Annotated in this window: 10 protein-coding genes and 1 tRNA gene; 7 read left to right on the top strand and 4 right to left on the bottom strand. The window is 70.1% G+C overall.

Annotated elements, in window-relative coordinates; genetic code table 11:
- Window positions 1–40 precede the first annotated feature (40 nt).
- Together OH735_RS12970 and OH735_RS12965 are read left to right on the top strand one after the other, a co-directional pair.
- Window positions 41–490, top strand: a complete 450-nt coding sequence (locus OH735_RS12970) for a hypothetical protein (RefSeq protein WP_406381624.1) — start codon at window positions 41–43, stop codon at window positions 488–490.
- A gap of 110 nt (window positions 491–600) precedes the next feature.
- Window positions 601–1536: a spermidine synthase gene (locus tag OH735_RS12965; RefSeq protein WP_406386543.1), complete on the top strand. Its 936-nt coding sequence runs from the start codon at window positions 601–603 to the stop codon at window positions 1534–1536.
- Window positions 1537–1611: 75 nt separating this feature from the next.
- On the opposite strand, the gene OH735_RS12960 is transcribed toward OH735_RS12965, so the two are convergent.
- Window positions 1612–2529, bottom strand: a complete 918-nt coding sequence (locus OH735_RS12960; protein ID WP_406381623.1) for an SMP-30/gluconolactonase/LRE family protein — start codon at window positions 2527–2529, stop codon at window positions 1612–1614.
- Window positions 2530–3357: 828 nt separating this feature from the next.
- Here OH735_RS12960 and OH735_RS12955 point away from each other — a divergent pair.
- The 5 genes from OH735_RS12955 to OH735_RS12935 all read left to right on the top strand — a co-directional run bounded on the left by OH735_RS12955 (window position 3358) and on the right by OH735_RS12935 (window position 9719).
- Window positions 3358–4689, top strand: a complete 1332-nt coding sequence (locus OH735_RS12955; protein ID WP_406381621.1) for an extracellular solute-binding protein — start codon at window positions 3358–3360, stop codon at window positions 4687–4689.
- Window positions 4690–4874: 185 nt separating this feature from the next.
- On the top strand, window positions 4875–5873 hold the full coding sequence (locus OH735_RS12950; RefSeq protein WP_406381620.1) for a carbohydrate ABC transporter permease: 999 nt from the start codon (window positions 4875–4877) through the stop codon (window positions 5871–5873).
- 15 nt (window positions 5874–5888) lie between these two features.
- Window positions 5889–6806 (top strand): carbohydrate ABC transporter permease, encoded by a 918-nt coding sequence (locus OH735_RS12945; RefSeq protein ID WP_406381619.1) that lies wholly within the window; start codon window positions 5889–5891, stop codon window positions 6804–6806.
- Window positions 6807–6930: 124 nt separating this feature from the next.
- Window positions 6931–8394 carry a GH1 family beta-glucosidase gene (locus OH735_RS12940; RefSeq protein ID WP_406381618.1) on the top strand — a complete coding sequence of 488 codons (1464 nt, stop codon included), beginning with the start codon at window positions 6931–6933 and terminating at the stop codon, window positions 8392–8394.
- A gap of 293 nt (window positions 8395–8687) precedes the next feature.
- On the top strand, window positions 8688–9719 hold the full coding sequence (locus OH735_RS12935; RefSeq protein ID WP_406381617.1) for a LacI family DNA-binding transcriptional regulator: 1032 nt from the start codon (window positions 8688–8690) through the stop codon (window positions 9717–9719).
- Window positions 9720–9799: 80 nt separating this feature from the next.
- Here OH735_RS12935 and OH735_RS12930 read toward each other — a convergent pair.
- The 3 genes from OH735_RS12930 to OH735_RS12920 all read right to left on the bottom strand — a co-directional run bounded on the left by OH735_RS12930 (window position 9800) and on the right by OH735_RS12920 (window position 11848).
- Window positions 9800–9872: transfer RNA gene (locus OH735_RS12930), tRNA-His, on the bottom strand.
- A gap of 127 nt (window positions 9873–9999) precedes the next feature.
- A complete protein-coding gene (gene orn, locus OH735_RS12925; protein ID WP_406381615.1) occupies window positions 10000–10602 on the bottom strand; it encodes an oligoribonuclease in 603 nt (200 codons plus the stop codon).
- A gap of 10 nt (window positions 10603–10612) precedes the next feature.
- Window positions 10613–11848: a helix-turn-helix domain-containing protein gene (locus OH735_RS12920; protein WP_406381614.1), complete on the bottom strand. Its 1236-nt coding sequence runs from the start codon at window positions 11846–11848 to the stop codon at window positions 10613–10615.
- Window positions 11849–12586 lie beyond the last annotated feature (738 nt).

Below are 12586 nucleotides of genomic sequence, written 5' to 3'. Positions count from 1 at the left end.
ACGGAATCCGGCTCCGCCCGGCGATGAGAGGAGAGGTCCCTTGTTGCATCTCGGCACGGAGACCGGCTCGCGGACGACTGCGACGACCCAGGCCGCGACGGGCGCCCCGGCGCCCACCGCGCCCCCGGCGGATCACGGCGCCGAACCCTGCGACCTGGTGACCGTCCCGGCCCGCCAGGGACTGGAGGCCGTGGACATCCTGCGCCGCGGCGCCGACCAGGAGGCCGTCGGCCCGGTCCTGCACGACGGCGCCTGCGACACCCTCGGCTTCCTGGTGCCCCCGGGGACCGCCGAGGCCTGGGACGTACCGGGCAGCGCCTGTACGCAGACCGACGGCCGCGGGCTCCGCATCCCCGCCGAGCCGCCGGTCTCCGGCAGCGGCTGGCTGCTGCCGCCCGAGGACGACGCCCAGGTCACCGACCCGGCCGTGCTGCGGGCCGCTCTCGACCAGGCGGCCCGGCTGATCGAGGCGGCCGACAACTGCCGCTGACCGCGGCCCCCTCGCCCGCGCGCTCATAATGGGCCGGTGGCCGGGATTCCCCGGCGCGGCCGGTTCCCTACCGGTCCGGAGCGATGAGCAGTGAGCAGGCACGAGCAGCAGTGGCACGTCGAGGAGCGTCGGGCGCGGGCGCCCGTAAACGGTCCGACCGCAAGACCGACGCAAGGGCCGAACGCACGGCCGGGCGCGGAGCAGCCGGGCGCCGGGCGGAGCCCCTCGCCGAACCGGTGGACGGCGGCCTCGCCGAACTGGTGCCCGACCGGGAACGCCCGCACGCCTGGACGCTGACGCTCGACGGCGCCCCGCAGTCCCATGTGGACCTCGACGACCCCACGTATCTGTCCTTCGAGTACCAGCGCAGGATCGGCCACATCGCCGACCTCGTCGCACCCGCCGGGCAGCCCCTGTACGTGGTGCACCTCGGCGGCGGCGCGTTCACCCTCGCCCGCTACATCGCCGCGACCCGGCCCCGCTCCACCCAGCAGATCGTCGAGGTGGACGCCGCGCTCGTCCAACTGGTCCGCCGCGAACTGCCGTTGGACCCGCAGGCCAGGATCCGGGTCCGCGCCACCGACGCCCGCGCCGGGCTCGGCAAGATCCAGGACGGCTGGGCGGACCTCGTCATCGCCGATGTCTTCAGCGGGGCCCGTACCCCCGCACACCTCACCAGCACCGAGTTCCTCGCCGAGGTCCGCCGCGTCCTGAAGCCCGGCGGGAGTTACGTGGCCAACCTCGCGGACGGGCCGCCGCTGACCCACCTGCGCGGCCAGATCGCCACCGCGGCCACGGTCTTCCCCGAACTGGCCCTCGCCGCCGACCCGGCCGTGTGGCGCGGCCGCCGCTTCGGCAACGCGGTGCTGCTCGCCTCGGATCTTCCGCCGAAGCTCGCGGAACTGACCCGCCGGGTCGCGACCGACCCGCACCCCGGACGCGTTGAACACGGGCGCGCCCTCGCCGACTTCACCGGCGGCGCGGCCCCGGTGAGCGACGCCGAAGCCAGACCGTCCCCGGCACCACCGCCGTCGGCCTTCGGCTGACCGCCGGTACGGAGCCGGCGAGCCCCCACCCGAACTTCGAACCGCTTCGGACAGGACACTCCTGGAGGTTGGGGTTCAAACCGCCATCGGTGCCGCCGTGACCCCCATGACCAGCGAATAGAGCGTGTCGTTCGCCGTGATGAAGAGACGGTTCCTCTTCGGGCCGCCGAAGCGGATATTGGAGACCGTGTTGGGCACCAGGATGCGGCCGAGTAGGGTCCCGTCCGGGGCGTAGCAGTGCACTCCGTCGTCCATGGCCGCGGCCCAGAGGTGGCCCCGGTCGTCAAAGCGGATGTTGTCGAAGCGGCCCTCCTCGGTCCCTTCGGCGAAAACTTTGCCTTCGGAGAGGGTGCCGTCCGCGCGTACCTCGAAGACACGGATCCGGTTGGCCCGGGTGTCGGAGACGTACAGCTCGCTCTCGTCAGCTGAGAAGACCAGGCCGTTGGGGGCGCCGAAGCCATCGGCCGCTAGCTGCACCTCGCCGGTGTCCGGGGCGATTCGGTAGACGTTGTTGGCGCCGATCTCGCTCTCGGCGCGGTGGCCCTCGTAGTCGCTGGTGATCCCGAAGTCCGGGTCCGAGAACCAGATCGAGCCGTCGGACTTCACGGCCGCGTCGTTCGGGCTGTTGAGCCGCTTGCCCCGGTAGCGGTCGGCGAGCACGGTGACCGAGCCGTCGTGCTCGGTGCGGGTGACCCTGCGGTTGCCCTGCTCACACGTGATCAGACGGCCCTCGCGGTCCAAGGTGTTTCCGTTGGAGTGCCCCGCGGGCGAGCGGAAGACGCTGACCGCCCCGGTCGACTCGTCCCAGCGCAGCATCCGGTCGTTCGGGATGTCACTCCAGATCAGCTGGCGCCAGGCCGGTATGTACAGCGGCCCCTCCGCCCAGCGGGAACCCACGTGGAGCGTCTCCAGTTGCAGATCCCCCACGGTGCACTTCTCCGTACGGAACCTGTCGTCGAGCACTTCGCACAGCGCGGGGCGGCCAGTGGCCATGTCCGTTCTGGGCCAAGTGCTCGTCCCGAGGCGCATGCAGCTGTACGTGAGTTGTATCAAGAGACCCGGGAACTCATGGATATGTACACCCGGGAGTTCCAAAGGCTGGTCAAGCACGGTCTGGGCGTGATGTAGGGCTTCGGCCCGCCAGGGATCGTCCGCAGATGGTGGTGGCCGAACTTCACGTGGTCCAGCTCGTCCGGATTGGCCGACGGGACCGGTCCCGGCCACTGGGGGTCGCCTGAACCGCCCCGTCCGGCCCTCCTTGCCGCCAACCCGCTGCCCCCCGGCCCCGGCTTCGGGGAAAGAACGCGGATACGCCTCCGGCTACCCCCAACGCAGGGCATCCCGTTCACCTTCCGGCGGGCCGGCGGGCGTGAACCGGGGATCACGCGGCCCGCGCCCGGAGGCGGGCGGAAATGCGGATCCCGCCGCAGCGGTTCCGAAAGTCTGCCCCGACGGCCTTCGTTCGACACTGCCCTGGCCCGTGCGTTCCCGAAATGGCCTGACTCCGCGGCCGATTCCCCGGCCGACGCCCGCGGGCTATGGCAAGACTTCGGCGGGACACGGTCTCGTGACTTGCGGGACACACTCGGGCAACGGAAGCGCCTTCAACTCTTGACACCCACCCTCAAAGGCAGGAACCTTCCGGCATCGACGCATGGGAGCGCTCCCATATCGTGCGGGGCTTCCCGCTCGAACGGCACTGCCCGTGTCCTCCCCCTCCCTGAACACCCGGCACCCGCACTCACCAGCGCGTATGCCGCGCAGTCAGAACGCCAGTCCCACCCCGGAACCCAGTCCCACCCCGGAACAAGGAGTAGTGGAATGCGCATCACCCGCACCGTCGCCGGCCGGAGCCGCAGAGCCGTGGTTCTGGCCACCACGGGCCTGACGGCCTCGGCCCTGCTGCTGACCGGCTGCAGCAGCGACTCGGACTCATCGGACAGCACGGGCTCCGACGCGAACGGGAAGATCACGCTCACCGTTGCCGACTTCGGGCAGTTCGGCTACAAGGAAGCCGGCCTCTTCGCCAAGTACCACGAGCTGCACCCGAACATCACGATCAAGGAAGACACCACCGCCGACGAGAAGATCTACTACCCCAAGCTGCTCCAGCAGCTGAACTCGGGCAGTGGCCTCGCCGACATCCAGGGCATCGAGGTCGGCCGGATCAAGGAGATCGTCGACACCAAGGCGGAGCAGTTCGCCGACCTCAGCAAGGTGATCGACGTCAACGAGTGGGTGTCCTGGAAGGAGAAGCAGGCCACCACGTCCGGCGGCCAGGTGATCGGCGCGGGCACCGACATCGGCCCGATGTCCCTCTGCTACAACACCGACCTCTTCAAGAAGGCCGGTCTGCCCACCGACCGCACCGAAGTCGCGAAGAAGATCGCGGGCGGCTGGGAGGACTACATCAAGCTCGGCGAGGAGTACAAGAAGACCGCGCCGAAGGGCACGTACTTCATGGACTCCGCCAGTGCCATGTTCAACGCCGTCGTGAGCTCGAACGCCAAGCAGTACTACGACGAGAGCGGCAAGCCGATCTACAAGGAGAGCCCCAGCGTCCAGCAGGGCTGGAACCTCGCAGCCGAGGTCGCGTCCAAGAAGCTCTCCCAGGGCCTCGCCCAGTTCGACACCAACACCTGGGTTCCCGCGCTGCGCAAGGGCACCATCGCTACCGTTGCCTGCCCCGCGTGGATGGCCGGTCAGATCTCGACCAACGCCGGTGAGGGCAACAAGGGTAAATGGGACATCACCACCGCGCCCGGTTCGACCGCCGCCAACTGGGGCGGCTCCTTCCTCGCCGTGCCCAAGTCGGGCAAGAACGTCGAGGAGGCCAGCAAGCTGGTGAAGTGGCTGACCGCGCCCGAGCAGCAGGCCGCGGTGTTCAAGGCGATCGGTGTCTTCCCGTCCAACAAGGGCGCGTACGACCTGCCGGACGTGAAGAACGCCAAGCTCCCGTACTTCAACGACGCGCCGATCGGCCAGATCTACGCCGACGAGGCCAAGTCCATCCCCGAGGCGGTCCTCGGTGAGAAGGACGGCGTCATCAAGGACACCATCTCCACCCAGATCACCAACATGGAGCAGCGTGGCACGAGCCCTGACGACGCGTGGAAGGCGGCGACCGACGCGATCGACAAGGCGATCGGCTGACCGTCGCCGGTGTGGGCGGCCTCCAGGAGCCGCCCGCACCGGCACGCGTGTCCAGGAGCCGCCCGCACCGGCACGCGTGTCCAGGAGCCGCCCGCACCGGCAGTGCGCGGACGACCACCTCGGCGCCGTACCCGCGCACCCCCTCGTACAGGGCAACTCAGCAACTCAGGGAAGGACTCCCGCCCGTGGCCACCTCGAATCCCACCCGGGACGCATACGCCCCGCCACCCGGCGGTTCCCCGCAGACACAGGCCCGGTCCCGTCGGCAGACCTGGCGGAGCCGGCTGTGGCGGTTCGACGACAAGGCATCGCCGTACGCCTACATAGCCCCGTTCTTCCTCGTCTTCGGCGCCTTCGGGCTCTATCCGCTGCTGTACACCGGATGGATCGCCCTGCACCGCGTGGAGATGACCGGCCTGGACCGGATGGAGTGGGTCGGCTGGGACAACTTCGACAAGATCCTGCACGACGCGGAGTTCTGGACGGCCGTCAGCAACACCTTCCTGATCGGTGTCATGTCGACGGTCCCGCAGCTGCTCGTCGCGCTCGGCCTGGCCCATCTGTTGAACTACAGGCTCCGCGCCAGCACCTTCTGGCGGACGGTCGTCCTCACCCCGTACGCCACCTCCGTGGCCTCCGCGGCCCTCGTCTTCGCCCTGGTCTTCCGGGCCGACGGCGGCCTGCTGAACTGGGTGCTGCACTTCATCGGTCTCGGCGACACCAACTGGGCCAACGGCCACTGGACGTCGAAGATCGCGATCTCCGTCATCGTGATCTGGCGCTGGACGGGCTACAACACCCTGATCTACCTGGCCGCCATGCAGGCCGTACCGGCCGATCTGTACGAGGCCGCGTCACTGGACGGCGCGTCGCGCTGGCAGCAGTTCCGCAAGGTGACCATCCCCTCGCTGCGGCCCACGATCCTCTTCACGATCGTCATCTCGACCATCGGTTCCATGCAGTTGTTCGGTGAGCCGCTGTTGCTGGAGGGCGGCAGGCTCGGAGCCACCGGCGGCAACGAGAATCAGTACGAGACGCTCAGTGTCTACCTCTACAACTACGGCTGGAATCTCGGGCACCTCGGTCCGGCCGCCGCAGTGGCCTGGGCGATGCTCGCCCTTCTGCTGATCATCGCCGCGGTCAACTGGCTCATCGGCCGCTTCGTACGCACATCCGTGGTCTGACCGGGAGCGAATTTCATGACCATGACCAGCCCCATCAAAGCCCCGGAACTCGGCCGCCCGAGCACGCCCCACCGGGCGGCGCGGCGCCCGTCCCGCTTCAGGCCGGGCGCGGGCAAGCAGTTGCAGGGCGGCCCGTTCGCCTACATCGCCCTGACCGTCGTCGGCATCGGCTCGCTCCTGCCGCTCTACTGGACGCTCGTGGCCGCGTCCCACACCCAGGACGAAGTGCTCGCCACCACGCCTCCGTTCCTGCCGGGCGGGCGGCTCCTGCACAACCTCGACGCGGCCTGGAACCAGGCACACCTCGGCAAGGCGATCGTCAACAGTGTCATCGGCTCCTCCTGCATCACGGCGGCGACGCTCTTCTTCTGCACCCTGGCCGGCTACGCCTTCGCCAAGATGCGCTTCACCGGCCGCGGCGTGCTGATGACCGGAGTCATCGCCACGCTCACGATCCCGCCGCAGCTCAGCGTCGTCCCGCTGTTCATGATGATGTCCGACATCGGCTGGGGCGGAAAGCTGGAGTCGGTGATCTTCCCGACCCTGGTGAGCGCGTTCGGAGTGTTCTTCATGCGGCAGTACCTCACCGAGGCGCTGCCCTACGAACTCATCGAGGCCGCCAAGATCGACGGCGCGAACAACTTCCGCATCGTGCGGAGCGTGGTGCTTCCGGTGGCCCGCCCCGCGATGATGGTGCTGGGGATGCTGACCTTCGTACAGGCCTGGAACGACTTCTTCTGGCCCTACCTCGCCCTCAATCAGCAGAACCCCACGCTCCAGGTGGCCCTCGGCCAGCTGAGCGCCTCCTACACCCCCGACCAGAGCATCGTGATGGCCGGTGCGCTGATCAGCACCCTGCCGCTGCTCGTGGTCTTCGTGATCTTCGGCAAGCAGATCGTCGGCGGGATCATGTCCGGCGCCGTCAAGGGGTGACCGCGCGTCACCCGCCGTTCCCCGGACACGCGTACGGCCTGTTTCCCTGATCGCGCGCCGTACGGGCCCCGGAGCCCCACCCCCTTACCTGCCCCTGTTCGTCCACCCCTGGGAGCGCTCCCGCATGACTGCTGTACGACCCGACACCGCCCCGAAGCAGGCGCCCGAGGCGGCGGACTTTCCGACCGGTTTCGTCTGGGGGGCGGCCACCGCCGCCTACCAGGTCGAGGGCGCCGCGGCCGAGGACGGCCGTACCCCTTCCATCTGGGACACCTTCAGCCGCACTCCGGGCAAGGTCCGCAACGGTGACACCGGAGACATCGCCGCCGACCACTACCACCGCTACCGCGACGACGTGGCGCTGATGAAGCAGCTCGGCCTGCGGGCCTACCGCTTCTCCGTCTCCTGGTCCCGGGTGCAGCCCACCGGGCGCGGCCCCGCCGTCGAACGCGGACTGGACTTCTACCGCAGGCTCGTCGACGAGCTCCTCGAAGCGGGCATCGCGCCCGTCGCCACTCTCTACCACTGGGACCTGCCCCAGGAGCTGGAGGACGCGGGCGGCTGGCCCCAGCGGGTGACCGCCGAGCGCTTCGCCGACTACGCGGCCATCATGGCCGACGCCCTCGGCGACCGGGTCGGCACCTGGACGACGTTCAACGAGCCGTGGTGCTCGGCCTTCCTCGGCTACGGCTCCGGCGTGCACGCCCCCGGCCGCACCGAGCCGGCCGCCGCGCTGCGGGCCGCCCACCATCTCAACCTCGCCCATGGCCGGGCGATCGAGGTTCTGCGCAATCGACTCCCCGCTGCCGCGCAGACCTCGGTCACCCTCAATCTGCACCAGGTCCGCCCGCTGACCGGCAGCGCGGCCGACGCGGACGCCGCCCGCCGGATCGACGCGGTGGGCAACCGGGTCTTCACCGGCCCGATGCTGCGCGGCGCGTACCCCGAGGACCTGATCGCCGACACCTCGCACCTGGTGGACTGGTCGAAGCTGGTCCAGGACGGCGATCTGGCCGCCATCTCCCGCCCGATCGATGTCCTCGGCGTCAACTACTACACGCCGACGCTGGTCTCCACGCCCGCGGACGGGTCCGGCGACTCGCGCGACGACGGCCACGGCAACAGCGACCACTCCCCGTGGCCCGGCTCCGAGCACGTCGCCTTCCACCTCGCCGAGGGCAGGAAGCGCACCGCGATGAACTGGGCGATCGACCCCGACGGGCTGTACGACCTGCTCGTCGACGTCTCCCGGGACCACCCGGGCCTGCCGCTGATGGTCACCGAGAACGGCGCGGCCTTCGACGACTACGTCTCGCCCGAGGGCCTGGTGGAGGACCCCGAGCGGATCGAGTACCTGCGCGGCCACCTCGACGCCGTACAGCGGGCCGTGGCCGACGGCGCGGACGTCCGCGGCTACTTCCTGTGGTCCCTGATGGACAACTTCGAGTGGGCGTACGGGTACTCGAAGCGGTTCGGCGCCGTGTACGTCGACTATGCCACCCAGCGCCGCATCCCCAAGGCGAGCGCCCACTGGTACGCCGACGTCATCCGCCGCCACGCACTGCCCCCGGCCCCCGACCTCGCCTGACCCCGTACAGCCCCACCCGCTTCGCAGGACCCCCGGGCCCCGCCTCCGCACGACCCCTGAGACCCGCCTCCGCGCGACCCCTGAGACGCGGCCGCCCGGCGGCCGGGTCTCCGTCGTTTCCACCCGTCCCCGGGGCCATGAAACCCCGGTCCTGCGCCCGCGTACTATGGGAGCGCTCCCATAGTGCGGAAGTGCCGAGACCGACGGTCCCGGCCGAGCGGCAAGGGATTCCCCCACCGGGACTTGGTTCGGTTATCCGACTGTGAGAAATTGACCGCGAACGGGAGGCAGCCATGACGGCAGCGCGAGCACGGAGCGGGGGGCGGCCCACGCTCGAAGAGGTCGCGGCACGGGCGGGGGTGGGGCGGGGCACGGCCTCGCGGGTCATCAACGGATCCCCGCGGGTCAGCGCGCACACCCGCGAGGCGGTGGAGGCGGCCGTCGCCGAACTGGGATACGTGCCCAATCGCGCGGCCCGCGCGCTCGCCGGCAACCGTACCGACGCCATAGCCCTGGTCGTGCCCGAGCCGGAGACCCGCTTCTTCGCCGAGCCGTACTTCTCCGACATCGTCCGCGGTGTCGGCGCGGCGCTCGCCGACACCGACATGCAGCTGCTGCTGACCCTCGTCGGCAGCGACCGCGAGCGCCGGCGGCTGGCGCAGTATCTGACCGCGCACCGCGTCGACGGCGTGCTGCTGGTCTCCGTCCATGCCGACGACCCGCTGCCCGACCTGCTGGAGCAGCTCGGCATGCCGGCCGTGATGAGCGGCCGCAGGTCCGCCGACGAACCGCTCGCCTCGGTCGACTCCGACAACTTCGAGGGCGCCCGCGCCGCCGTCGAGCACCTGATCTCCCGGGGCCGCCGCTCCATCGCGACGATCACCGGACGCCTCGACGTCTACGGGGCGCGGCGCCGCCTCGACGGCTACCGCAAGGCGGTCTCCGCGGCCGGCCCGGGACCGGACGAGCAGCTGATCGCCCCCGCCGACTTCTCCGAGGAGGGCGGCGCGCAGGCCATGCGCGATCTGCTCGCCCGCCGCCCCGACGTCGACGCGGTCTTCGCCGCCTCCGACGTCATGGCCGCGGGCGCCCGCCAGGTGCTCCGTGAGGCGGGCCGGCGCGTCCCGGACGATGTGGCCCTCATCGGCTTCGACGACTCGGCCGTGGCCCGGCACATGGACCCGCCGCTGACCAGCGTGCGCCAGCCGATCGAGGAGATGGGCCGCACGATGGCCCGCGTACTGCTCCAGGAGATCGCGCGCGAGAACCAGGAGCGCCCGCAGATCGTGCTCCCCACGGAACTGATCGTCCGCGACTCCTCGTGACGGCCGTCACACGGCCGCCCGCTGAGGGAGGCTCAGATGCGGGAAGGGCCCCGGTCATCGACCGGGACCCTTCCCTTCAGGGTGAGTAACGGGACTCGAACCCGCGACATCCTGGACCACAACCAGGTGCTCTACCATCTGAGCTATACCCACCATGTCCGGTCTTTTTTCTGACCGGCCGAGAAAAAGTGTACAGGGTCCGGGAGGGTGCTCGCGCCCCGGTTGTTCAGCCGCTGATCCCAACCCCCGAAAGGCCTATGACCAGCGGCTTCACAGACCCCTACGGCGTGGGCGGCGCGACCTGTGCCGCGATCGTCCTGGCCTGCTCCGAGTCCGGCCCGGGCTGCGGCACGAAGATCGCCTCGCGGTAGTAGCGCAGCTCCGTGATGGAGTCACGGATGTCCGCGAGCGCCCGGTGGTTGCCGTTCTTGGCCGGACTGTTGAAGTACGCCTTCGGATACCAGCGGCGCGCCAGCTCCTTGATCGAGGACACGTCGACGATCCGGTAGTGGAGGTAGGTCTCCAGGGCCGACATGTCCCGCGCCAGGAAGCCGCGGTCGGTGGAGACCGAGTTTCCGCAGAGCGGGGCCTTGCCGGGCTCCTTCACGTGCTCGCGGACGTAGGCCAGCACCTGGGCCTCGGCGTCGGCCAGGGTGGTGCCCCCGGCCAGCTCGTCGAGGAGGCCCGAGGCGGTGTGCATCTGGCGCACCACCTCGGGCATCGTCTCCAGGGCCGCGTCCGGCGGGCGGATCACGATGTCCACCCCTTCGCCGAGCACGTTCAACTCCGAGTCGGTGACCAGTGCGGCCACCTCGATGAGTGCGTCTTCCGTCAACGAGAGCCCGGTCATCTCGCAGTCGATCCACACCATGCGGTCGTTCATGGCCCCCAGCCTACGGGGCACTCCGTTGACCCGGCAGGGTCGGGCGCCCGGCGGCGTACGCGTCGGGGCCCGGTTTCCCGTGCTCCGGCTGCCCCGCCCCGACCGTCGCCGACGTGACGGAGTGCGGATCCGGCTGGGCGGCCGCGGACGTGGCCCGCCGGCCCGCCGAGGTGCTCTGGGCGGGCACGAGCGGCTCGATCGCCGGCGCGAGGACCTCCGTGCCGCCGCCCTGCGGGCGACGGGCCCGGTAGGCGGCCCGGTACGCGGCGGGGGAGGAGCCCAGCTGGCGCCGGAAGTGCCCGCGCAGCGCGACCGGCGAGCGGAAGCCGCAGCGGCCCGCGACCTCGTCGACCGAGTAATCGGACGTCTCCAGCAGCCGCTGCGCCTGCAGCACACGCTGGGTGATCAGCCACTGGAGCGGTGCGCTGCCGGTGAGCGAGCGGAACCTGCGGTCGAAGGTCCGCCTGCTCATGTAGGCGCGCGCCGCCAGCGTCTCCACGTCGAACTGCTCGTGGAGATGCTCCAGCGCCCAGGCCACGACCTCGGCGAGCGGGTCGGAGCCGATCTCTTCCGGTAAAGACCTGTCGAGGTAGCGCTCCTGACCGCCACTGCGCCGCGGCGGCACGACGAGCCGGCGGGCCAGTGCCCCGGCGGCCTCCGTGCCGTGGTCCGTGCGGACTATGTGCAGACAGAGGTCGATCCCGGCCGCTGTCCCGGCGGAGGTGAGCACATCGCCGTCGTCGACGAAGAGCTCGCGCGGATCGACGTGGACCGACGGATAGCGCTTGGCCAGCGTCGGTGCGTACATCCAGTGCGTGGTCGCCGGGCGGCCGTCCAGCAGGCCGGCGGCGGCGAGTACGAACGCCCCGGTGCACAGCCCGACGATGCGGGCCCCCTCTTCATGGGCGCGGCGCAGCGCGTCCAGTGCCTCCGCGGGCGGCGGGGAGGTGATCGAACGCCAGGCGGGCACCACGACGGTGCCGGCCTTGCTGATCGCCTCCAGCCCGTAGGGCGAGGTGAGTTCGAGTCCCCCGGTGGTTCGCAGCGGTCCCTCTTCCCCGCCGCAGACGAGGAGTCGGTAGCGCGGAACTCCCGCGTCCTGGCGGTCGATTCCGAACACGGAGAGCGGGATCGAGCTCTCGAAGATGGGGCCGCCGCTGAACAGCAGCACGGCGACGACTTCTCGTCGTCGTCGGCCACTGAGCTTCCGTACAGCCTCCGTTGCGGCGGCGGAGTCCTGGCTCATGACGCTAAGCCCCCCTCGGTGTTCACGTCTCCCTGGTCCTTACGGGCCTGTCGCTCGTGCACGTTTCCCCTCGGTCCTGCATGAGACCCCCGTCTACCCAAGATCGAATCTACTGCGTCCCGTGGTGCCGACGTGACAAGTTCACCAACCGGCGTTATGTCGACAAGGCAACTTGGCGGGAAGCATTCGATCACGAAGGGTTTCACTCGGCGGCCGTGCAGGGAAGTGCGCCGCGCCTTGATGGCCCGTCCCCGTCGGGTGGAAGCGTACCGCGCGGTCTCTTCCTGCCTGGTGGCAAGGGGGTTGATCGGCCATTTCGGCAAGGAAGCGACAGGGGCATGAAGTTGGCTGAAAATAGATGGTTGTGCATACGTGATTCGGTCATTGGACCGGCGCACAACCGCGATGAACGGGCGCTTCTTTGCGCCCCGAGGGCAGGTCGGAGGGCCGATCGTGCGGAATGGCGCGGCGGCAGTCGGATCCCGACCTGTGGGCCGGTATCGGTCCGTCGGCCGGCGAAGGGTCCGGACGGGGCGGACGGGCCGGGGTGGAAGCGGCGTTACTCGCGGGGAGCGGATCGCCGGGCCGACGATCGGTGGCGGAGCGGTGATCACTCCGGGGGTGCGGCGGTTCCCGGCCGGGCGGAGGGGGTTACGGATACGGTCCGGCCGGTCACTCGTCGGAGCCGTCACGTCTCGTCGGCGTCGATGTACAGGGCACCCGGCATTGCCATACGGG

The organism is Streptomyces sp. NBC_01618 (assembly GCF_045209435.1).
Classification (GTDB): Bacteria; Actinomycetota; Actinomycetes; order Streptomycetales; family Streptomycetaceae; genus Streptomyces.
Note: the sequence above shows the minus strand (reverse complement) of the source record. Positions and strands in the feature narration are given on the sequence as shown.